Origin of the sequence: Kribbella sp. NPDC050124 (assembly GCF_044460355.1) — a bacterium.
In the GTDB taxonomy this organism is placed as follows: Bacteria; Actinomycetota; Actinomycetes; order Propionibacteriales; family Kribbellaceae; genus Kribbella.
Genome location: NZ_JBITJU010000015.1, coordinates 35,567 through 58,403 on the forward strand (window position 1 = coordinate 35,567; position 22,837 = coordinate 58,403).

Sequence of the window (22,837 nt, forward strand, 5' to 3'; positions counted from 1 at the left end):
CTGCTCATGTGCGATCGGGGGGACCGGTCGGCTGTCGGCTGTGCCTCCCCGATCGGAGAGGGGAGTCGAGATGAGCAAGAAGCGAGGAACCATGGTGGGGGCGGGCCTGATTGCTCTCCTCCTGACCACCGCAAGTCTTCTGCAGCCGTCAGCGGCGCAGGAGCCACCACCACCGATCGCGTCCGAGTTCCTGACTCCGCGTTCGGTGTTCACCGACAACGTGGACCTGAAGGTGAAGTTCAGGTTGTCCGGCCAGTCGACCAAGGTCGTGAACGTCAAGGATCCTTCGCGGACTGTGGTCGCGAGGTTCACCGTGCAGCCCGGCGCGCGTTTCCCGTGGCACACTCATCCCGGCCCGGTCTTCGTCAACATGGTGTCGGGTGAACTGGTCTACGTCGATTCGGACGACTGCCTGGAACGGGCCTACTCCGCGGGAACCGCGTTCGTAGACCCCGGCCACGGTCACGTCCACACCGCGTTCAACCGCACCGGCACGGTGACAGTCTTCGTGGCGACGTTCTTCGAGGCACCCGCGACAGGACCGCTGCTCATCCCTGCGGACCCCGCCTGTTGATGGCACTCTCGAGGGCGAGCGGTTCTGGTACCGTGGAGGCATGTCGCAGCGCGCTGTAGTCACGACGACGCCGGAGTCCGTCCCGGCGCGCTGACACCTGACTGTCTGACAAGCCCCGGGGCGAGTGCCCCGGGGCTTTGTCGTGCTCCGACGGCTCTCGCCCCACGTCGCAAGGAGCGAACGATGTACGACCACCGCAAGATCGGCCGCGAACTCGGCCTGTTCGACTCGGACCCGCTGATCGGGGCGGGTCTGCCCTACTGGTTGCCCGCCGGCGCCGCGGTTCGGCACGCCTTGGAGAGTTACATCGCCGAGGTGGAGCGAAGAGCCGGGTACCAACGGGTCTATTCACCGGTGCTCGCCAAGCGGGAGCTGTACGAGATCTCGGGCCACTGGGCCAAGTACAGCGACGACATGTACCCGCCAATGGACATGGGCGGTGAGCAACTCGTGCTGCGGCCGAGCATCTGCCCGCACCACGCGCTGATGTACCGGTCCCGGTCCCACAGCTACCGCGAGCTTCCGCTGCGCATCTCCGAGCTCGGCGGGCAGTACCGAGCCGAGTTGTCCGGCGCGATCGGCGGTCTGAGCCGGGTCCGCGCGATGCAGCTCAACGACGCCCACATCTTCTGCCGGCTCGACCAGGTCGCGGAGGAGGCCGGCAACGCCCTGGCCCTGATCAACCGGGCCTACGACGACATGGGGATCAGCGCCTCGCGCTACGTCCTGGCTTTGCCGTCCGAGGAGGCGGCCATCGGTTCAGAGGCGAGCAAGTACGTCGGCGACCCTGACAGCTGGGCGCGGGCCGCCGACCTCTTGCGTGACGTGCTGGACAAGGCCGGCATGGAGTACGAGGAGTCGCCGGGGGATGCCGCGTTCTACGGGCCGAAGATCGACATCCAGCTCGCGGACTCGGCCGGCCGCGAGTTCAGCCTGTCGACTGTCCAGATCGACTTCCACATGCCGAACCAGTTCGGCCTCGAGTACGTCGGTGCCGACGGCAACAAGCATCGCCCGGTCATGGTGCACCGCGCGATCGTCGGGAGCATCGAGCGGGCGATGGCGCAGCTGATCGAGGTGCACGGCGGGGCCTTCCCGGCCTGGCTGGCGCCGGTGCAGCTCGTCGTACTCCCGATCTCCGACGCCGAGGAGAAGCTTGCCGCCGAGGTCGCCCGGCGGGCGTCGGACCGCGGCCTGCGGGTCGAGGTCGCCCATGCGGACGAGGGCAGTCTGGGCGCGCGGATCCGGGAGAACCGGCTCGCGCCGTACCAGGCCGTCATCGGCGCACGCGAGGCCGCGGCCGGCGAGCTCGCGATCCGCGAGCGCGACGGACGGCAGCGCGAAGCGGCGCCGGTGGGGCCGGTGCTCGACCGGATTCGGGCGGAGGTGGATGTGTTGGCGGACCGCCAGGCCATCGCAACCGACGCTCCCGCAGCGAGGTGAGCGTGCTTACCCGTCGGGCGGCGGATTGTGATGGCCTGGCGGTTCAGGCCGCGCGCCGGCGCAGGATCCAGGTTGCGAGTGGCACCACGATGAGCGTCCCGATCAGGGCGCTCAGGATCCCGCCCCAGTCGAAGATGTCGGTGTCACCGATGCCGAGGCCCAGGGTGAAGATCAGGTAGCCGACCAGCGCGCCGAGCAGGCCGAGTCCGACTGAAACCAGCCAGGACTTCGGTCCGCTCATGTGCCGGAAGGCGTCACCGGGGATCAGCATCCGGGCCAGAACTCCACACACCAAACCGAGTAGCAGTGCTCCTATCATGGCCACCCCTCCTATGGTTCGGAGTGTCCTCCACTTCCCCGGTCGAGTCGAGGAAGTGGAGGGTCAGTGGGCTTCGAGCTGCCCGATCAGGTGGGTGAGCTCGCGGCGCTCGTCGTACACGGCGAAGTCGGTCGTCTTGCCGGACGTCTTGGAGCCGAACTGCACCCGGGACGGCAGGGGCAGTGGCTTCCGGAAGTCGACGCGAACCGTGTAGGCGTCCGGCAGCTTGGTGGCGCGCTGGATCGAGGCCAACGAGGCCGCCTTGGCCCACATGCCGTGCGCGATCTGGCGTGGGAACCCGAACGCCTGAGCGGTCAGCTTGAACAGGTGGATCGGGTTCCGGTCGCCGGACGCGGCGGCGTACCGGCGGCCGAGGTTGCCGCGCAGGTCCCACCACGCCGTGGGCTCGACCAACGGGTCCGGCAGCAGGTCGACGTGTGCCTGCTCGGTCCCGGTGGAGCGGCTCAGCAGCGTGGTCAGGTCGGTCCACACCACCTCACCGTCGACGCTGACCTCGCTGATGATGTCGAACATCGTGCCCTTCGGGTGCGGGCGTTCCGCCGTACTGTGCACCCGGATGGCCGGCTCGGCGTGGATCGGGATCGGCTGCAGTTGCGTGATCGAGTTCGACAGGTGCACGATCCCCATCGGCTTGTAGGGGAACGAGGGGTCGGACATCAGGTCCAGGTGCAGCGGGAACGCGAGCACATGCGGGTACGTCACCGGCAGCGCCGGCCCGGCGGCGAACCCGGTGACGTCCCGGTACGCCGTCAGGTGGTCCTGGTCGATCGCGGACCGGGGCAGCTCGAGCGTGAGGCCGTCGGCATCCGGCTCGTAGTCTGCCCGCCGCAGCGTGGCCCGCACCGTCCTTGCGTAGAGCGCGCCGAATCCGGGCGTGTCGTCGTACTTGCGGGTCGCCATCTCACGCACCCAGCATGCTCTGGCCGCAGACGCGGACCACGTTTCCGGTGACGCCTGCCGACGCGGGGTCGGCGAACCAGGCGATCGTCTCGGCCACGTCGATCGGCAACCCGCCTTGCTGCAGCGAGTTGATCCGGCGGCCGACCTCGCGGATCGTGAACGGGACCTTCGCGGTCATCTCGGTCTCGATGAACCCGGGGGCGACCGCGTTGATCCGGATCTGCCGCTCGGCCAGCTTCGGCGCCAGCGCCTGGACCAGGCCGATCACGCCGGCCTTCGAGGTGGCGTAGTTCGTCTGGCCGTTGTTACCGGCGATCCCGGCGATGCTCGCGACCCCGATGATCGAGCCGCCGTCCCGCAGGGCTCCCGAGTCGACGAGCTGGCGGGTGATCCGCTCCGGCGCTCGCAGGTTCACGTCGAGTACGGCGTCCCACGCGTCGGTGCGCATGTTCGCCAGCCGCTTGTCCCGGGTGATGCCGGCGTTGTGGACGACGATGTCGAGACCGCCGTACTGCTCCTGGGCGTGCGCGGCGATCCGCTGCGGGGCGTCGACCGCGGTCACGTCGAGCAGCAGTTCACTGCCGCCGATCCGGGAGATCACCTTGCGCAGGGCGTCCGCGTTCTGCGGTACGTCGACACCGATCACGGTCGCGCCGTCCCGGGCCAGCGTGTCGGCGATCGCCGCGCCGATCCCACGGGCCGCACCGGTCACGAGGGCGACCTTGCCGGTCAGTGGGCGGTTGGGGTCGTTGCTGACCAGCGGGCCGGTCCCGATCCGGGCGACCTGTCCGTCGACGTACGCCGACTTGGGGGAGAGGAAGAAGCGGAGCGTCGAATCCAGTTGCTCGTGCGCGTCCGGAGCGACGTACACGAGGTTGACCGTGGCGCCGCGCTTCACCTCCTTGCCGAGGCTTCGGGTGAAGCCCTCGAGGGCGCGCTGAGCGATCTGCTGCTCCGGCGACTGCGCCAGCTCCGGCGTCCGGCCGATCACGATCACCCGGCCGGCCGGGGCCAGTTGGCGGATGACCGGGGAGAAGAAGCGCTGCAGGCTGGTCAGCTCGGTGGTCGAGGTCGCGCCGGTCGCGTCGAAGACCAGTGCCTTCGGCCGGATCTCACTCGACGCGACCCCCTCGGTCGCCGTACTGAACGCGGCGCCGATGTCCCGGAGCAGGGCCTGGATCGCCTTCCCGGTGTCGGTCTCGGAGATCGCGCCGAACACCACCGGTCCGTCGATCACCGGCGAGCCCTCGATCCAGCGGGGCAGGGGAGTCGGGTCGGGCAGACCCAGGTTCTTCACCAGGGTCTGGCCGAGCGGCGTCCGGGTGAAGGTCTGGTAGCGGTCCGTCATCTGTCAGCTCTCCTACTTCACTTCTCGAGGATGGCGACGACACCCTGGCCGCCGGCGGCGCAGATCGAGATCAGGCCCCGGCCGCCGCCGTTCTCGTCCAGTTGCTTGGCCAGCGCGGCGACGATCCGCCCGCCGGTCGCCGCGAACGGGTGGCCCGCGGCCAGCGAGCTGCCGTTCACGTTCAGCTTGGCGCGGTCGATCTCGCCCAGCGGCGCGTCCAGGCCGAGCCGCTCCTTGCAGAAGATCGGATCCTCCCACGCCTTGAGGGTGGACAGCACCTGAGACGCGAACGCCTCGTGGATCTCGTAGTAGTCGAAGTCCTGCAGCGTCAGCCCGGCGCGGGCCAGCATGCGTGGTACGGCGTACGCCGGAGCCATCAGCAGCCCCTCGGCACCCTTTACGTAGTCGACCGCGGCCGTCTGCGAGTGCGTCAGGTAGGCGAGCGGCCGGAGCCCATGCTGCTCCGCCCACTCGTCAGTGGCCAGCAGTACGGCGGAGGCGCCGTCGGTCAGCGGGGTCGAGTTGCCCGCCGTCATGGTCGCGGTCTCGCCCTTGCCGTAGACGGTCTTGAGCTTGGCCAGCTTCTCCAGCGTGGTGTCGGGGCGGAGATTCTGGTCCTTCTCGAGGCCCAGGTACGGCGTGATCAGATCCTGCTGGAAGCCGCGGTCGTAGCTGGCGGCGAGGTTGATGTGGGAGCGGTACGCCAGCTCGTCCTGCGCCTCCCGCGTGATACCCCACTCGAGCGCGGTCAGAGCCGCGTGGTCACCCATCGACTTCCGCGTCCGCGGCTCGGCGTTGCGGGGGATCTCCGGTACGACGTCCTTCGGGCGGACCCGGGCGAGCACCTTGAGGCGATCCTGGAAGGTCTTGGCCCGGTTCAGGTCGAGCAGGATGTTGCGGAGCCGGTCGTTCACCGCGATCGGCGCGTCGGACGCGGTGTCCACGCCGCCCGCGATGCCGGCGTCGATCTGGCCGAGCGCGATCTTGTTGCCGACCAGGATCGCGGCCTCCAGCCCGGTCCCACAGGCCTGCTGGATGTCGTACGCCGGCGTGGTCGGCGCCAGCTTGGAGCCGAGCACGACCTCGCGGACCAGGTTCCAGTCCCGGGCGTGCTTCAGCACGGCGCCGGCGACCACCTCACCGAGCTCCTGCCCGCCCAGACCGGCCCGGTCGACCAGGCCGTTGACCGCCGCGGTGAGCATGTCGGAGTTGGAGGCGTGCCGGTACGTCTTGTCCTGCCGGGCGAACGGGATCCTGTTCCCGGCGACAACGGCCACCTTGCGGGTCTCGGTCACGATTTCTCTCCTGCTCTGCTGGAGCGCTTGGGTAGTGCCTTACGACCTACTGCGGTTGCGAGCGTGGCGGTGATCGCGGTCGCCCGGACAGTGGCGACATCGGCATGATGCACCACCGGATGGCCCGGCTGCCCGCTCGACACGATCAGGCCGACTCTTGCCATGTGCAACGACCCGAGCGTCTGGGTGTAGAGGTGGTTGGCCAGGTAGTCGGTGTCGACCTCGTCGAACACCCCGGACCGCTGGCCGGCCTCGAGGATCTTGGCGATCCGCGCCAGCGCCGCGGCCATCGCCGTACCGAGTTTGGTCATGACCGGCTCGGTGATCTCGCCGAACAGCTGGTCGCCGGTCCGTCTCAGCAGGCTCATCGCGCAGTCGGTGAACGCCGGGTACTCGAGGCAGAAGTCGACGAAGACCTCGCTCAGTGTGCGGAGCCGGTTGAGTGGCGCCTTCCGCGGGCTGTCGACGGTCTTGAGGCGTTCGTCCAGCTCGCCGAGGTAGTCGACGAGGGTGAGCGCGAACAGCTCTTCCTTGCCGGCGAAGTGGCGGTAGATCAACGCCTTGTTGATGCCGACCCGTTTGGCGATATCGTCGATCTGGGCGTCGATCGTGCCGCGCTCGTCGAACAGCTCGCGGGTGGCCCGGATGATGTCCCGCTCCCGGTCGCGGCGACGCTCCGCCGTGGTCCGGCGGCGTCCGATCGCGAGCAGCGCGGAGCTCATGGATCGATCTTAGCCACAGTGGTACCCACTGGTGCAAACGACAGTTACACTCGTGGGTAACATCTGACCCTGTGAGGATTGTTCGATGAGCGACCCTGATGTGTCCGCGAACGTGTTGACGCTTGCCGGCGAGCTCGGCGCCGAGCGCTCGAAACCGGGCTGGAGCACCTTCTCGCTGGCCCTGAACGAGGAGCAGAAGGAGATCCGCGACTGGGCCCACACCTTCGCCGCCGACGTGATCCGCCCGGCCGCCTCGGAGTGGGACGAGCGCGAGGAGACCCCGTGGCCGGTGATCCAGGAGGCCGCCAAGATCGGGCTGTACGGCCTGGACGCGAACGTGAACTTGTTTGTGGACCCGTCCGGTCTGCTGATGCCGCTCGTCCACGAGGAACTCTTCTGGGGTGACGCCGGTATCGCGATGTCGCTGAAGGGCACCGGCCTGGCGTCCTCCGCGATCTTCTCCAACGGCACACCCGAGCAGTGGAGCCAGTGGATGGGCAGGTGCTACGGCACGCCGGACGACGTACGCGTGGCCGCCTTCTGCTCGTCGGAGCCGGGGGCCGGCTCGGACGTGTCCGGGATCCGTACGCGGGCGACGTACGACGCCGCGACCGACGAGTGGGTGATCAACGGGCAGAAGGCCTGGGCGACGAACGGCGGGATCGCCGACATCCACGTGGTGGTCGCGACGGTCGATCCGACTCTCGGGACCAAGGGGCAGGCGGCTTTCGTCGTACCTCGGACTGAGGTGCGCGGTCTGGAGATGGGGACCAAGCTGCGCAAGCACGGGCTGCGCGCGTCGCACACCGCGGACGTCTTCTTCGACAATGTCCGGATCCCGGCCGGCAACGTGCTCGGCGGCAAGGAGAAACTCGACGAGCGGCTCGCCCGTGCACGGGAGTCCTCGTCCGGCGGCCGCAACGCCTCGATGGCCACCTTCGAGATGACCCGCCACATCGTCGGCGCCCAGGCCATCGGCATCGCCCGCGCCGCCTACGAGGTCGCCCTCGACTACGCCAAGGGCCGCGAACAGTTCGGCCGCCCGATCATCGACAACCAGGGCATCGCCTTCAAACTCGCCGACATGGCCATGGAGATCGACGCCGCCCGCCTCCTGGTCTGGCGCGCCGCCAACATGTCCGCCGCCCTCATGCGCGGCGAAACCCCCGACTACCGCCACGGCGAAGGCTCCATGGCCAAACTCAAAGCCGGCGAAGTCGCGGTCCGCGTCACCGAAGAAGCCATCCAAATCCTCGGCGGCAACGGCTACACCCGCGAGTACCCCGTCGAACGCATGCACCGAGACGCCAAGATCTACACCATCTTCGAAGGCACCTCGGAGATCCAGCGCTTGGTGATCGCCCGAGCCATCTCCGGGATGCGCATCCGCTGACGTTTCCGCAGGTCAGAGCCCGAGTTCAGGACCTGCGAGGTGTGGGCCGGCGTCCGGCTCCCAGTCCGTAGTGCTGAGCTACTCGATCGACTGGCGGTAGGCGTCCTCGTCGGCGCCGAGAGCGCCCGGGCGCGTGCCTCGATACCGCGGCCCTAGTTCGCCGGCGGAGCCGCGGTGCGCTCGGTGAGCCAGGCGACCGCCTACGCGGGAACGCCTGCCAGTGCCGCATGGGACCGGCCCGGCTATCCGGCGACGGCTTCTCGTTTCGCACTCGGGAGGGCGTCTCGGAGCTCCCGGCGTGAGCTGATTCCGAGCTTGATGAACACCTTGTTCAGGTGCCACTCGACGGTGCGCGGGCTGAGGTAGAGCTCGGAACCGATCTGGACGTTGGTGCGTCCATCGCGAGCGAGGCCGGCGATGTGAGACTCCTGCGGGGTGAGCTCATCGTGCCTCTCCTCAACGCGCTTGTGCACGTTCGCGCCCATGGAGAGCAGCTCGTGCCGGGCACGTTCGGCGAAGCCGTCCGCACCCATAGAGACGAACATCCCATGCGCGAGGCGCAGATGTCTGCGCGCGTCGACGCGGCGTTGCTCTCGCCGGAGCCACTCGCCGTAGAGAAGATGGGCGCGGGCGAGCTCCGGGCGGAGTCGCGTGGCGCGTAACCGCTCGATCGCCTCTTCGTAATGGGTCTGGGCTTCGTCGCCTTCGCTCAGGAGAGCCTGGGAGCGGGCGGCGACGCCGAGTCCCCAGTCGGTGCCGCTCACCGTCGCGCTCTCGACGAGTCGTGCGAGCGCGTCGGCGCACAGCCGGGCTTGCCCGGTTCTGGCTGCCGCCTCGATGAACTCGGCGGAGGCCCAGACGGTAACGAAGAGGTCCGGCATGTCGTTGATCGCCTGCCGGGCTGCGGCCAAGGCTTCCTGGTGGCGGCCGAGACCGTTGTACAGCATCGCGGTCGTCCAATGCGCCCAGTGGATGCCCATTCCCTCGCCACCGGAGCGGGCGGTTTGGATCGTCGCGTCGAGCCGAGCGCGGGCGTCGGCCTCCCTGCCCTGGAAGGCCGCCAGCATCATGGCGCCGTACGGAGCGATGCGAGTTCGGGTGGCGTCCGTGACGGCGTCAGCCTCCACGATGACGCCAGCGGCCGCCTGAAGATCGCCGCGCCACGCAACAACGATGCCCACGCCGTTGATTGCCACGGAGAACGGCGCAAGAGCGCCTGCGTCGCGCGCGAGCTCCATCTGCCGGGTGATGACGGCCTCCCAGCTGTCGAAGTCCCACAGCTCCACCGCGGCCACAGAAGCCAGCACGCCCCATTGCAGCCCCTTGTCGACGGAGAACCCCTCAGCCCGGAACTTGGTGACCGCCTGCCTCAACGTGGGCGCCGCTGCGGCTCTGCCTTCGGTCATCAACACGGCGAGTCCATCCAGCATCAAGTCGGACGCGAGCGGAGGGACCGCTGACGGCGGGGCGGATATGGCGGCTCGGGACACCTCCAACAACGTGCCGGGGGCGTTCGCGAGGTTGCCTGCGAACATCGCGGCGCCCCACGCGTCGAGATAGGTTTCGCGCGCCAGACCGGGATCGAGCGGCCCCAACCGCTTGGCTGCCTTCAGCAGCAGCGCCGGCGCCTCGCTCCCGGCGCCGGACGCAGACACGATCCCGGCACGCAGCAACTCCAGGCGGGCTCGTTGGAGGTCATCGGGGGTCGCGGTGTGCGCGGCGGTCAGCACTCTCAGCGCGGCGTCAAACTCGCCAGCATGCAAGCTGGCCTGCGCGGCGGCGAGTGCCCGTTCCACGCGCCGCATGGGATCTAGCGTCAGTACGACCGAGCGCCGCAGGAACGCAGCAGCGGCGGCCAGGCCACCACGGTCTTGCGCGCGGCCCGCCGACCGCTCCAGCTCCAGGGCCACCTGTTCGTCGGGCCCTTGGGCCGCGGCAGCCAGATGCCACGCGCGACGGTCCGGGTCCGTCTGAGTGTTTGTTGCCTCCGCCAGGCCCACGTGGGCCGCGCGGCGCTCATCGGCCGAGGCTGACCGGTAGACCGCCGACCGGACTAGCGGATGCCGGAACCGCACCTGTTCGCCGAGGGCGAGCAACCCCTCGCCCTCGGCCGCCGCCGCTGCTGCTGGCAGCCGGATGCCGAGTCGCTCAGCTGCGCGCCAGACCAGCAGCGGGTCATCGGCGGGCTCTGCTGCCGCTACAAGGAGCAGCAGACGGGCATCCTGCGAGAGCTTGTTCAGCCGCCTCAGGAAGCTGTCCTCGATCCGCCCGGACAAGTCTTCCGCCCGACGCAAACCAAATCCGCCGGGTAGCTGCGTTGCGCTCAACCTGCGGGGTAGCTCCAGCAGCGCAAGCGGATTGCCCCGTGTTTCGGCGACAAGCCGGTCGCGGACGCCTCCGTCGAGCCGGCCAGGGAGCGTGGTGTTGAGGAGAGCGCGGGCGTCTCCCTCGGCGAGTCCATCGACGCGGAGTTCGGGTAGACCTACCAGCTCAGGTTCGTCGGTCGGTTCCCGTACGGCGAACACCATCGCCGTGGAGTCCGCCAGCAGACGCCGCGCGACGAATCCGAGGACACCGGCGGAGGCAGCATCGAGCCACTGGACATCGTCGACGAGACAGAGCAGTGGACGGAGAGCCGCGACTTCGGACAAGAGGCTCAGCGCCGCGAGGGAGACGAGGAAGCGGTCCGGAGCATCCCCACGTGCTAGGCCCAACGCGACGCGCAGGGCAACTCGCTGCGGCTCGGGAAGGGAGTCAAGTCGCTCGAGCATTGGTGCGCACAGCTGATGCAGTCCCGCAAACGGTAACTCCATCTCCGATTCGACCCCGGCTGTCCGCCGGATCTGGAAGCTGGATGCCGTCTGGGCGCAGTAGTCCAACAAGGCCGTCTTGCCGATCCCCGCCTCGCCGCGAAGCACCAGGACCGTGCCGTGCCCGCGGCGAGTGTTCTCCAGAACCCGGTCGAGGATCTGACACTCGCTGAGCCGACCCACCAGCATCGGCTCACGACGCACACTCATCTTCGGCTCAGCCGGGGTCGCATGGCGCAACGGACCAGGCCCCGAGCGCCGAGCGGTAGGTGGAGCCGCCCTTTCTGAGGATGCGTCACAGGGCCGCCCTGCATCAGGGTTTCACTGGATCGGCCGGTCAGATTCGGCCCAACAGTCATAGCTATCGCCCCGTTGGATGCGGCCCGGGAGGTGTCGAGGGTAACCTCTCACGCTTTCACCGATTCCGGCAGTCGACAAGGGCTCGGTCGAGTCAGATGCGTGCCACCCGCGCGTGGCGTGGCGGCGGTATTTACCAGCGCGCGGGCGCCGGTCGGTTGGGCCGGGGTGCTGAGCACTCAGCACCCCGGCCCAACCGAGCACGGGCAGGCGGTGAGGTTCTGCGTGATATTCGCAGGCGCCTGTTCGGCGTTACGAGCCTGCGCGGTAGGGCGCCAGGAACGAATCCAGCGTCTTGAGCATCTGCTCAGGTGCTGTCTCGGCGACCCAGTGGCCGACCCCGGGGATGACGACGGTCTGCACGTCGTTCGCCGCGGGCTTGAGACCATCGCCTGCATAGGGGCCCCAGCTGTTCGCCCCGCCGATGCCAAGGACCGGGATCGTCAGCGGCGACTTCGCGCGCTCCCGGTTCTGGGCGACCATGGCGCCCCAAGCACGGTAGAGCCCGAAGCTGGCGCGGAGGACGTCCTTGTTGCGGTTGTACAGCTTGATGTAATAGTCGGTGGCGTAGCTCGGCAGCGTCGCCCCGCCGGCCTGGATGGCGAACTCGTAGCCGTAGAAGCCGTTGGCGTTGCTGTGCACCATGTCCACGATCAGGTCGTCGTTGACCCGGTTGAACGGGATGTGCCAGACCTTGTTGTTGATCGGCTCGTCGAGCCACAGACTTGGGTCGGCGCCGACGCCCGGGGGGCCCGGAATCTCGGCGATGGCCAGGCGGTCGACCCGGTCGCGGTGATCGGCAGCGAGCGCGTAGCCGATGATGTAGCCGGTGTCGTGGCCCACCACGGCGAACCGCTGGTGGCCGAGCTTGGTCATCAGCGCGGCCAGGTCGTCGGCGAGGGTGGCCGCGTCGTAACCGCCCGGGGTCTTCTCCGACAGTCCGATCCCTCGCTGGTCAGGCGCGATGACGGTGTACTTGCGGGCCAGCGCCGGCATCAGCAAGCGCCAGGCGTACCAGTTCTGCGGCCAGCCGTGCACCAGCAGCAGCGGCGGTCCCTCACCACCGATGACCACGTGTTGGCGGATGCCGTTGGCCTCTACGAACCGGCTCTTGAAGGTCTTGCCGAAATCGGCCGGAAGCTGCGGAGATCCGGCGACCGAGCCGAACGCATCGGGCGCCGGACCGGATGCAGAAGAGGCGTTGCCGGGCGACAGCAATGCCAAGCACCCGGCCAGTGTCGCCAGGGCTACCGCGGCGCCGGTGAACACACGGCGCGAATACATTCGACGGCGCGTGGTGGCGGGGGCAGTGGACGAGCCCGGTGGCGTGGCCTCCAGGGGGGACATGTCCATTGGGGTTTCTCCTTTCGTAGCACCGACCGGTGTGGTCTGGTGACGTTAGGAAGCCTCGTCTGATTGGCCATCGGTGGCGCCTGTGGAGTGCCCTGGTCACCTCCCTGGTCCCTGGAATGTCCCGTCAGGGGCCGGCAAGCCGGTCACCAACAGCGTCCGTGAGTACACCGGGCGGAGTCCGTACGGCGGCCCCCAGCCGTGCACTCGGCCCGGAGGCGACGTCCGAACCCGGGATCCGCCCGGGGTACTCCCGGGATGCGGACCGGGGGTCTCCCGGGCGCCTTCGGGCTCGAAGGCCGTCACGCTGATTGAGTGTGGAGCGACGCGTGGGCGGGGAATGCGCGGGCATCTCGAATCGGAGTGGGAACTGCGATCTTTTGTGGAGGCAGTCGTGGGTGCGCGTCCGAACTGCGGAAGGCGAGAGCTGCGCGGGCGGCGAGACGAGTGCGACGCGTTGGACGGTGTGGTGAAAGCGGCTCGTTCGGGCCGCAGTGCGGTTCTGGTAGTGCGGGGTGAGCCGGGCTTCGGGAAGTCGGCGCTCCTGGATTACGTCGTGCGCGCAGCGGCGGGATGTCGTGTGCTGCAGGTGGCGGGCGTCGAGTCGCAGATGGAGCTTGCGTTCGCGGGCCTCCACCAGCTGTGCGGTCCTCTGCTGGGCACCCTGGAGCGGTTGCCCGACCCGCAGACGGAAGCTCTTGGCACCGCGTTGGGGCTTCGAGCGGGCCACCGGCCGGACCGGTTCCTGGTCGGCCTCGCAACGTTGTCACTGCTCGCCGAGGCCGCCCGGGAGCAACCCTTGGTGTGCGTGGTCGACGACGCCCATTGGCTGGACCAGGCGTCCGCGCAGACGCTTACCTTCGTGGCCCGCCGGCTGGTAGCTGAGTCAGTCGCGCTCGTCGTTGCGACCAGAACAAGTGACGAAGACGAACCTTGGGCCGGTTTGCCGGAGCTGAACATCCGCGGCCTTGGCGCCGCTGACGCGATCGCAGTGCTGGAGTTGGCCGTCCCCGGCCCGTTGGATCTGCGCGTGCGTGACCGGATCGTCGACGAGACCCGCGGTAACCCATTGGCGTTGTGGGAGCTGCCGCGTTGGCTGACGCCGACGGAGCTCGCATTCGGTCCGGAACGCGCCGACGGCAAGGCGTTGACCAGTCGCATGGAGGAGGGATTCCGGCGCCAACTGGAGCCGTTGCCCGAGCAGTCCCGCCTTTTGCTGCTGACCGCTGCTGCAGAGCCCCTCGGTGATCGGGATCTGCTGTGGCGCGCGGCTGCGCGGCTTGGCATCGGAACGGAGACTGTCCGCCCCGCGGAGGCGGCGGGGTTGTTCGCAGTGCGCGACACTGTCCGCTTCCGCCACCCGCTGGTGCGGTCAGTGGTCTACCGATCCGCGTCCGCGTTGCAGCGGCAGACGGTGCACCAAGCCCTCGCGGACGTCACGGATCCCGAGCTGGATCCAGATCGGCGCGCATGGCACCGCGCTCACGCCGCGTCCGGTCCCGACGAAGCCGTGGCCGCCGAGTTGGAGCGCTGCGCGAGCCGTGCCTTGGCACACGGCGGACTGGCCGCAGCGGCAGCGTTGCTCGAGCAAGCGGCCATGCTGACGCCGAGCGCGGCTGACCGGGCGCAGCGTGAGCTCGACGCCGCGCAGGTGATGGCGCACGCGGGCAGGTTCGAGGCTGCCTTGAACCTGCTCGCGGTGGCCGAGTACGGACCGCTCAGTGAGCTGCAGCGTGCTCGGGTCGATGTGTGCCGCGCTCAGATCGAGTTCGCGCTGAACCGGGACAACGAAGCTCTACCGCTGCTGTTGACCGCCGCCCGCCGGCTGGAGCGACTCGACGTCGCACTGGCACTCGACAGTTACGCCGACGCGCTGACCGCTGCGTGGTTTGGCGGGCACCTGGTCTCCGGAGCCGACGCGGTGCAGGTTGCCCACGCGGCACGGAGAGCGCCGATGCCTGCATGTCCTCGGCGAGGTGACCACCTGCTGCAAGGCACGGCTGTGCTGTTGACCGAGGGTTATCGGGAGGCGGCGCCGTCGCTGAAGCGGGCGGTGCGTGCCTTCGACAGCGAGGACGTCTCCGTCGACGAGGGAGTGCGGTTCGGCTGGCTCGCGGCGGTCGTGGCCATAGGTCTGTGGGACGACATGACATGGAGCCGGTGGGCCGACCGGTACATGAAGATCGTCAGGGAAGCCGGTGCGCTGAGTGCGCTGCCGCTGGCACTGAACACGCGTGCCTTTGTGGACCTGTTCACTGGCGACTTGACCGCCGCGTCCGTGCTCGTCGAGGAGCTCAATGCCGTGACCGAGGCGGGGCAGATCACGATGACGCCGTACGCCGCGATTGGGCTGGCAGCCTTTCGCGGCCACGGAGCGGAGGCTGCGGCGCTCATCGGCGCGACTCGGAGCGACGCCACCGCGCGCGGCGAGGGGATCGGGGTGGCGTTGACCCACTGGGCCCAGACGCTGCTTTGCAACGGCCTCGGCCGCTACGGCGAGGCGGTGGGTGCCGGCCGCGAGGCCGCCGCACACGCAGGCGAGATGGCGTTGTCGAACTGGGCACTGGTGGAGCTCGTGGAGGCGGCGGTGCGGGCCGGTGAACCAGCCACGGCAGCAGCTGCGTTTGGGCGGCTGTCCGAGAAGACCCGGACCAGCGGCACTGAATGGGCGCTGGGAATCGCGGCGCGATCTGAGGCGCAACTGCGTGACGGCAAGCGCGCCGAAGACCTATACCGCGAGGCGATAGGTCGACTCGAGCGGACCCTCCTGCGTAGTGAGCTGGCCCGGGCACAGCTGCTGTATGGCGAGTGGCTGCGGCGAGCAGGTCGACGCCTCGATGCGCGCGAGCAGTTGCGGGCTGCCGACGACGCGCTGACCGGGATGGGGATGGATGCGTTCGTCGGACGGGCCCGCCGGGAGCTTGCTGCCACCGGTGAGACGGTTCGCAAGCGCACCGACGACACTCGTCAGAACCTCACCGCCCAGGAGATGCACATCGCTCGGCTGGCAGCCGAGGGACTCAGCAACCCCGAGATAGGTGCGGAGTTGTTCATCAGTCCTCGCACTGTGGAGTGGCACATGCGCAAGGTCTTCGTGAAGCTGGGAATCACCGGCCGTCGGCAGCTGCGGCAAGCCCTGAACCGAGCCCTCTCAGGTCGCTAGTCCCGGGTGCGGACAGGCCGCGCCGGCCTCGGGCTCGGCAGCGACCAGTCCTTGACGACTACGCGTCGCTGTTCGTGGCGGAGGTCCACGGCCATAGGCCACCACTAACTGAGGAAGGTGTCGACGTCGGCGGCGAACTCCTTGTGATGCTGGAAGAGGAATCCGTGAGCGGCGTCGGGGTAGATCTTGATCTGCGCGTTGGGCAGCAGACCGGCCAGCAGGTATGAGTACCGCGCCGGGATCATCGGGTCGCCGTCACCGTTGGCGACGAACACCGGCTGAGTGATTCCCTGCAGCCGCTCGAGCATGGCGTGATTCGGGATGCCCCACTCGGTCACTGCGTCGTACTGGGCCTGGCGGGTCTGCCATCCTGTGGGTTCATCGCGTCCCTGCGTCCGCTCACCATAGATACGGCCCAGGAGGGCCTGGCCCGCTTCGAGCCCTTCTGGAGTGGCGGGGAAGAAGGCGTGCAGATAGCCCTCGGGAGACGGCTCACGCCCGCCGACCCCCGCGATGACGTCCCGACGCCATCCATGTATCCCGGCAGCGCCCCGCGGTGCGGCGGAGGCCAGGACGATTCGGTCGACCAGGTCCGGGCGGTACAGGGCAATCTCCTGGGCGACGAAGCTGCCGATGGAGAAGCCGAGCAGGTCGATTCTGTCCAGGCCCAGCGCGTCGATGAACTCGATCGCATCGCGGGCCATGGCGGCTATCGTGTTCGGAGTGCGCCCACTGGTGGCGGCAACGCCGGTGTTGTCGAAAGTGATGACTCGGCGCCCCTGGGCCAGCGCGTCAATGAGCGCCGGGTCCCAGTGGTCCAGATTGCCACGGAAGTGCTGCAGCAGCACCATGGGTAGCGCGTTGGGACCCGAACCCACGCAGCGATAGGCGTAGTCGACGCCGTTGTCCGCGCTCAGGGTCTGCGTCTCGATGGTCGAGTAGCTACTCATCTGTAGTTCCGTCCCCTCATTTATCCGACGGTACGGCGACGTGCTTGACGTCGTACATGTAGCGGCCGGCGGCCTCGGACGCTTGCTCGGAGGAGTTGCCCTGCTGCCGCGCGTGCATGTAGGCGGCGTACCAGTCCCACCAGTCGTGCGCTGGTGCGAGCTTCTCGTAGGTGTCGTGATGCTGGGCGGTTTCGTGGAGCAGATCCGCCAGGGACGCGACGTCCATGTCAGTCGTTCCTCTCTCGGCCGGGATGGCCGGTTCGTCGTTGATCTGAGGCTGTCAGGTTGTTGTTGTGGATGCGGCTGATTCTTGGCGACCGGCCTGCTTCGCGCCTCGGCCACGGTTGGCGCCGATCAAGGCCGGGCACGGCCGCGGCCAGCGAGACGACAACTGCGCCAAACTGGAGGACGCGCCGCGCTGGCGTGTCCTCCAGCCCAGCGACAGCCACGGGCTGGTGCGGGCGACACCCGAAGTTGGTTACCCCGTGTGCAGCATTGGCGGCCGCAGACCAGAACTCCGCTGAATGCCCTGGCTGCCCGGCTGGCGCGATGGGCGGTGCCCAGTCGCAACCGGTCGTGCGGTCGGCACGGGTCTCACACTCGGCCCGGGAGTCGCTCGGTGATCTCCTGCAGCAGCCAGCGGTTGCCCTCTGTGTCGTGGAAGGAGGCGTACGAGGCGTACGAGCGATTGTGCGGGTCCCGGCCAGGCGCGCGGCCGTCGTTGCCGATGCGGAAGCCGCCACCGGTGCCGCCGCCCTCGTCGTGGAAAACCTCGCTCACTTCCACGCCGTGCGAGACGAGCTCCTTGCGGGCCTCGTCGATGTCGTCCACCGCGAGCAGAAGGCCGTCGGCGGACCCGGGCGGTGCGGCGGTGACAGCGTTGCCGAAGACCACGGAGGTCATCGATCCGGGCGGGGTAAGGTGCATGAACCGGACGCCGCCGACGTCGAGGTCGACGTCGACGCGCCATCCCAGTCCCACGTAGAAGCCCTTGGCGCGGTCGAAGTCGGCGACGGGAATGACGACGACCTCGAGCCGAAACGCGACCGCTGTGGCGTTGGACACCACCGCCGCGGTCTCATTGCTTACTTGCGTATAGCTCATTGCAACCTCCATCGGTTGTTGGTGTTGTGATAGTTAGAAGTCTTCGTGCCGCGGGGACTGATCGCGCCGGGGTGATGCACTGGTCCGGACCCTGGCCCGAGCCTTGGATCGGCGAAGGCTGAACGCCTGGTTCGATGCGTTCGGTGTGGTCGACGAGATCCGTGTGCCCGCCGCCGAGTGAGGTGGCCGAGACCAACGTCTCACCCTCGTCGGGCGCGTAGGCGGCGACGTAGACAAGCGCCTTCACAGACTCCGCGCAGCGGGTTCGCCGGAGCGAAGACATCCCGGATGGTGGTCACGCTTCGAGAAAGGCGAGCAGGTCGGCGGTTGCGGCACGGTCACGCGACGGCTGCGGACTCGGTTGGCTTGATGTCGGGTAACCGGATATCGGCGTCAAGGTCGCGGACGGCCTGGAGGAACGCCTCGGAGAACGTCGGGAACGGCTGGATGACGTCAAGCAGCACCGGGATCGGGACACGGGCACGGATCGCCAAGGTCGCCTGCTGCAGCCATTCACCGGCCTCTGGACCGACCGCGCGGGCACCGGTCAGGTGCTCGCCGTTCGACACAAGGGTCAGGAAGCCGGGGCGCAGGTCGTAGTGGCGAGTGTAGGTCGCGGTGCGCGCTACGCCGGCCAGCGAGACCGTGGCGGTGTACGGACCGTCGGCGTCACCCACAGCCGCAGCCTGCGGGTCGGTGAAGACCACCCGCGGCACTGCGTCGTAGTGCGCGCCCCGAGGCCGGCCCAGGATGTTGTCGGCCACGATCCGGCCCTGGTACTTGCCCACGTGCGTGAGTTGCCACAAACCAGTGACGTCACCCACGGCCCACAGTCCAGGTCCGGCGGACAGCCGGTCGTCGACAGGGATGCCGCGCGGGCTGGGTTCGATGCCGACGGTCTCCAAGCCCAGGTCGGCGGTGCGGGCCCGCCGCCCGGTGGCCACCAGCAACCGGTCGCCGCGTACGTGCGAGCCGTCCGGGAACGCCAGCACGTACTCCGCGCCGTCGCGGTCAGCGCTGCTCACGGGCTGGCCGAATCGCAGATCGACCCCGTCGGCGTCGAGGGCTGCGCCAACGGCACGGCCGACCTCCCGCGGTTCCTTGGGCAGGACCCGGTCGTTCGTCTCGATGAGCACGACAGAAGACCCCATCCGGGCGAACGCCTGGGCCATCTCTACTCCGGTCGGTCCCGCTCCGAGGATGAGCAGTCGACTGGGAATCTCCTTCAGTGCGGTGACGTGCCGGTTCGTCCACACTCCCGGCAGGCCGGTCAGCCCGGGGATCGGCGGCACGGCGGCGTCGGATCCGGTAGCGATCACGATGTGCTCGGCGGTGTAGCTGGTCGCACCGACTGTGACGGTATGCGGACCCGCGAGGCGTCCGGTGCCCCGCAGGATGTGCAGCCCGGCGCTGTGCGCCCACGACTCCTGTCCGGCGTCGGAGTAGTTTGACACCATGAAGTCGCGCCAGGCGAGAGCGGCGTCCACGTCGACTTCTCCGGCCACTGCCTCCCGCGCACCGGGCACCTGACGCGCCGCCGCCAGAGCCTCCCCTGGACGCAACAGTGTCTTGGTGGGGATGCAGGCCCAGTAAGAGCATTCACCGCCCATGAGTTCGCGCTCGACGATGGCGACCCGCAGGCGGCCGGCCGAGATGGCTGCGGCGCAGTGTTCGCCGGGTGACCCCGCGCCGATCACGATCGCGTCGAAATCGCGGTCCGCGGCCGGGCGTCCACTCGTTGTCGCGCTGCGGGGCATCACCGGAACTTCCGCAGCTTCAGGGGCTTCGATGCCCGGGGCTCGCTCCGGCCCTGCGGCTACCGGGGGAATGGGTCCAGATGTAGCGCCCGAGGGTGGATGGAAGCCGTCCCGGATCGGGCCGCTCTCCGTCGAGGTCCTGACTGCCATGATGCCTCCTTTGCCTTTGGAGGGGTCGAAGCCGCGGGCGGTCAGGCGGAACGACGCCGGGGCCAAGGGGCCGTTGACGTTTCCGGCCGCCATCTCACCGCTGCCCGCGGGATGAGTGCTGGTTGCCTTTTCAGTCTTGAGGGCGGCCCGGGCCTTCGAGCCCGGGTGTTGCCCTAGTTCGACTCACGGGTGGCCGCCTCCGCCTGACTCGGCAGACACAGCTGGTGTGGTGCCGGGGCCAGGCGCCGCACCGACCGGTATGAAGGCCGGGGGGTTCCCGGGCGCAATCCAGGCTCAGCTCGACAGAGCATTGGACCACCCCCACTGGAGAGCGAGGACCAGCCATGCACAGCTACGAGGAGCGTCCGCGACTGCTGGGCCGGCGCCGCGAATGCGCAGTGCTCGACGAACTGGTCGCCAGCGCGCGGTCAGCGTCGAGCGGTGTCTTGGTGCTGGAGGGCGAGGCCGGGATCGGGAAGACCGCCCTCTTGGAGTACATAGGCGACCACGCACCCGGATGCCGGGTCGTGCGAGCAACGGGAGTGGAGTCTGAGATGGAGATCCCCTATGCCGGAGTGCACCAGCTGTGTGCGCCGTTCTTGGACCATGTCCACGCGCTGCCCGATCCTCAGCGCGACGCGCTCACCACCGCATTCGGGCTTCGGGCGGGGGACCCTCCGGGGCGGTTCGTGGTGAGTCTCGCGGTGCTCAGCTTGCTGACGAACGCGTCCGAGCAGCAGCCGCTGATTTGTGTCGTCGACGACGCGCAGTGGCTGGACAGGGCTTCGGCACAAACCTTCTCATTCGTGGCACGCCGACTGCTGGCCGAAAGGATTGTCATGGTCCTTGCCTCCCGTCCTCTGGCCGAGGACGACGACCTGAGTGGTCTGCCCGTGCTGTCGGTCCGTGGGCTCGATGACAAGGAGGCGGCCGAGCTACTGAGCACGGCGATGGTCGGTCCGCTGGAGGACCGCGTCCGCGACCATCTGCTGCGGGAGACCCGCGGCAACCCGCTGGCGGTCCTGGAACTGCCGAGGGGACTGACCTCATCCGAGCTCGCGTTCGGTTTCGCCGACGGCACCCGGATGCCGCTGGCAACTCGGATCGAGGAGGGGTTCCGGCGGCGCCTTCAGCGGCTCCCTCAGGAAACGCAACGGCTGCTGCTCCTCGCGGCGGTCGAGCCGTCCGGAGACGTGGCACTTGTGTGGCAGGCAGCCCACAGCTTCGGTCTCGACGTGATCGCGGCGGCGGGACCGGCTCTCGATGCCAGCCTGATTACGGACAACGTGAGGGTGGGCGCCGGAGTACGCTTCCGGCATCCGCTGGTGCGTTCCGCGGTCTACCGAGCAGCGTCAGCAGGTGCAATCCGCGAGGTCCATGCCGCGCTTGCCGACGTCACCGACGCTGACTCCCAGCCCGACCGCAGAACCTGGCACCGCGCCCAGGCGACTGTCGGGTACGACGACGACATCGCGGCGGCATTGGAGGCCAGCGCCGCGCGGGCACAGGGCCGTGGGGGGCTGGCCGCTGCGGCCGCTTTTTTGGGGCGGGCGACCGAACTGACCGCCGACGCGCCGCTGCGCGCCCGACGCGCGCTCGCCGCAGCGCAGCTGAAACATCAAGCCGGCGCCCCCGCGGAGGCACTGTCGCTGCTGACGGTCGCCGAGGCAGGGCCGCTCGGTTCCCTGGATCGAGCCCTGGTTCACCTGGCGCGGGCGCAGATCGCGTTCTTCTCAGAGCACAGCGGGGACGCTCCGGGCATGCTGCTGGACGCCGCCCGGGAACTCGAGCCGCTCGACGCAACGCTTGCCCGTCGAACCTATCTCGACGCGCTCTCGGCTGCGTTGTTCGCCGGCCGACTCGCCACCGGAGTGGAGTTGCGTGAGGTGGCGACCGCGGCCCTCGCCGCCCCTGCCCCCGTTGGCACAAAGGGTCCCTGCGACCTTCTTCTGAACGGTTTTGCCCTGGTCATCACCGAGGGGTACGCGATCGGCGCCTCGGTGCTGCGCGACGCGGTTCGCGCCTTCCGAACCTCCGACATGCCCGCGCTGGAGTCGCTGCGCTGGTTGTGGTTCGCCACTCACGCCGCACACGACCTGTGGGACGACGAGGGCTGGGACGAACTTTGCTCCCGCCATGCCCAGCTCGCGCGTCAGGTCGGCGCACTTCATGTGCTGCCGATCGCCTTGAGCGCCCGGATGGGTCTGCACCTGTTCGCGGGGGAGCTCTCCACCGTGGACGTGTTGGTGCAGGAGGCCGCATCCGTGACCCAGGCAACCGGCAGCACCTTGCCGCCCTACGGAGCGATCGCCCTCGCCGCCTGGCGGGGACATCTGGAGGAGGCGTCTCGCATGATCGATGCCGTCATCGGCGAGGTGGCCAGCCGCGGGGACGGGATGGGCCTGACGCTGATCCGGCATGCGCAAGCGGTGATGTACAACGGTCTGGGGCGCTATCCCGAGGCGATGGCTGCAGCCGCCGAAGGTGCACAACATCCGCAGGAACTCGCCTTCGCCACCTGGTCGCTGGCCGAGCTCGTGGAGGCGGCGGTTCGCACAGAGAGCCGGGCACAGGCCGAACGAGCCGTCGAGGAACTGGCCGAGATGGCCGAGGCCAGCCGCACAAACTGGGCGCTCGGCGTACTCGCCCGCTGCCGGGCACTCCTTGCCGACGACCCGCTGGTCGCGGAGGCACTCTACCGCGAGGCCGTCGAGCGGCTCACACGTACCCGCGTGCCGATGGTGCTCGCACGAGCACACCTCCTGTACGGCGAATGGCTGCGACGGCAGGACCGTGACTTGGACGCCCGCGAGCAATTGCGTACCGCCCATGACATGTTCTTGCAGATGGGGGCCGAAGGGTTCGCCGAGCGGACTCGCAGTGAGCTCGCCGCGACAGGCGAGACTCTTCGTCAACCTGCACGATCCGGGCTGGTCGAGGCCCTCACCGCCCAGGAGGCGCAGATCGCCGGACTCGCCGCGACCGGGATGACCAACCCTGAGATCGGCGCGCACCTGTTCATCAGCGCCCGAACCGTGGAGTGGCATCTACGCAAGGTGTACCAGAAGCTCGGCATGGGCTCCCGCAAGGAGCTCCGCGCAGCGATGCCGGTGAGCCAGTACTCGATCGTCGCCACGTAGTGCCCGGCGCACAGCCGCGGCCGCGATCCCATCCGTTCGCA

General features: G+C 68.7%; 16 protein-coding genes. 5 read left to right on the forward strand and 11 right to left on the reverse strand.

Annotated elements, in window-relative coordinates; all coding sequences use genetic code 11:
• The first annotated feature begins 70 nt into the window (after positions 1-70).
• Together ACIBL3_RS29300 and thrS are read left to right on the forward strand one after the other, a co-directional pair.
• Positions 71-574 (forward strand): cupin domain-containing protein, encoded by a 504-nt coding sequence (locus ACIBL3_RS29300; protein ID WP_396356879.1) that lies wholly within the window; start codon positions 71-73, stop codon positions 572-574.
• A gap of 105 nt (positions 575-679) precedes the next feature.
• Positions 680-2,017 (forward strand): threonine--tRNA ligase, encoded by a 1,338-nt coding sequence (gene thrS, locus ACIBL3_RS29305; protein WP_396357089.1) that lies wholly within the window; start codon positions 680-682, stop codon positions 2,015-2,017.
• Positions 2,018-2,060: 43 nt separating this feature from the next.
• On the opposite strand, the gene ACIBL3_RS29310 is transcribed toward thrS, so the two are convergent.
• From ACIBL3_RS29310 to ACIBL3_RS29330, 5 genes are all read right to left on the reverse strand, one after another.
• The gene (locus ACIBL3_RS29310; protein ID WP_396356880.1) at positions 2,061-2,336 is read right to left on the reverse strand and encodes a hypothetical protein; all 276 of its coding nucleotides are present in this window, start codon (positions 2,334-2,336) and stop codon (positions 2,061-2,063) included.
• A gap of 63 nt (positions 2,337-2,399) precedes the next feature.
• Positions 2,400-3,257: a MaoC family dehydratase gene (locus ACIBL3_RS29315; RefSeq protein ID WP_396356881.1), complete on the reverse strand. Its 858-nt coding sequence runs from the start codon at positions 3,255-3,257 to the stop codon at positions 2,400-2,402.
• A 1-nt stretch (position 3,258) separates the two neighbouring features.
• On the reverse strand, positions 3,259-4,605 hold the full coding sequence (locus tag ACIBL3_RS29320) for a 3-oxoacyl-ACP reductase (RefSeq protein WP_396356882.1): 1,347 nt from the start codon (positions 4,603-4,605) through the stop codon (positions 3,259-3,261).
• Positions 4,606-4,622: 17 nt separating this feature from the next.
• Positions 4,623-5,900, reverse strand: coding sequence for an acetyl-CoA C-acetyltransferase (locus tag ACIBL3_RS29325; RefSeq protein ID WP_396356883.1), 1,278 nt, complete (start codon positions 5,898-5,900; stop codon positions 4,623-4,625).
• Positions 5,897-6,622: a TetR/AcrR family transcriptional regulator gene (locus ACIBL3_RS29330; protein ID WP_396356884.1), complete on the reverse strand. Its 726-nt coding sequence runs from the start codon at positions 6,620-6,622 to the stop codon at positions 5,897-5,899. The genes ACIBL3_RS29325 and ACIBL3_RS29330 overlap by 4 nt, the downstream gene beginning before the upstream one ends.
• An 85-nt stretch (positions 6,623-6,707) precedes the next feature.
• Here ACIBL3_RS29330 and ACIBL3_RS29335 point away from each other — a divergent pair, with 85 nt between their 5' ends.
• Positions 6,708-8,015, forward strand: a complete 1,308-nt coding sequence (locus ACIBL3_RS29335) for an acyl-CoA dehydrogenase family protein (protein ID WP_396356885.1) — start codon at positions 6,708-6,710, stop codon at positions 8,013-8,015.
• 242 nt (positions 8,016-8,257) lie between these two features.
• On the opposite strand, the gene ACIBL3_RS29340 is transcribed toward ACIBL3_RS29335, so the two are convergent.
• Both ACIBL3_RS29340 and ACIBL3_RS29345 read right to left on the reverse strand, forming a co-directional pair.
• On the reverse strand, positions 8,258-11,035 hold the full coding sequence (locus ACIBL3_RS29340; protein WP_396356887.1) for an AAA family ATPase: 2,778 nt from the start codon (positions 11,033-11,035) through the stop codon (positions 8,258-8,260).
• A gap of 399 nt (positions 11,036-11,434) precedes the next feature.
• Complete coding sequence (locus ACIBL3_RS29345; protein ID WP_396356888.1) at positions 11,435-12,466, reverse strand: alpha/beta fold hydrolase; 1,032 nt, start codon at positions 12,464-12,466, stop codon at positions 11,435-11,437.
• A 460-nt stretch (positions 12,467-12,926) separates the two neighbouring features.
• Here ACIBL3_RS29345 and ACIBL3_RS29350 point away from each other — a divergent pair, with 460 nt between their 5' ends.
• Positions 12,927-15,695 (forward strand): AAA family ATPase, encoded by a 2,769-nt coding sequence (locus tag ACIBL3_RS29350; RefSeq protein ID WP_396356889.1) that lies wholly within the window; start codon positions 12,927-12,929, stop codon positions 15,693-15,695.
• Between the two features lie 104 nt (positions 15,696-15,799).
• Here ACIBL3_RS29350 and ACIBL3_RS29355 read toward each other — a convergent pair whose 3' ends face one another.
• From ACIBL3_RS29355 to ACIBL3_RS29370, 4 genes are all read right to left on the reverse strand, one after another.
• Complete coding sequence (locus ACIBL3_RS29355; protein ID WP_396356890.1) at positions 15,800-16,645, reverse strand: alpha/beta fold hydrolase; 846 nt, start codon at positions 16,643-16,645, stop codon at positions 15,800-15,802.
• A gap of 16 nt (positions 16,646-16,661) precedes the next feature.
• Positions 16,662-16,871 (reverse strand): hypothetical protein, encoded by a 210-nt coding sequence (locus tag ACIBL3_RS29360; protein ID WP_396356891.1) that lies wholly within the window; start codon positions 16,869-16,871, stop codon positions 16,662-16,664.
• A gap of 368 nt (positions 16,872-17,239) precedes the next feature.
• A complete protein-coding gene (locus ACIBL3_RS29365) occupies positions 17,240-17,749 on the reverse strand; it encodes a VOC family protein (RefSeq protein WP_396356892.1) in 510 nt (169 codons plus the stop codon).
• Positions 17,750-18,087: 338 nt separating this feature from the next.
• Positions 18,088-19,506: a dihydrolipoyl dehydrogenase family protein gene (locus ACIBL3_RS29370; RefSeq protein ID WP_396356893.1), complete on the reverse strand. Its 1,419-nt coding sequence runs from the start codon at positions 19,504-19,506 to the stop codon at positions 18,088-18,090.
• A 494-nt stretch (positions 19,507-20,000) separates the two neighbouring features.
• Here ACIBL3_RS29370 and ACIBL3_RS29375 point away from each other — a divergent pair, with 494 nt between their 5' ends.
• Positions 20,001-22,796 (forward strand): AAA family ATPase, encoded by a 2,796-nt coding sequence (locus ACIBL3_RS29375; RefSeq protein WP_396356894.1) that lies wholly within the window; start codon positions 20,001-20,003, stop codon positions 22,794-22,796.
• The last annotated feature ends 41 nt before the right edge of the window (positions 22,797-22,837 follow it).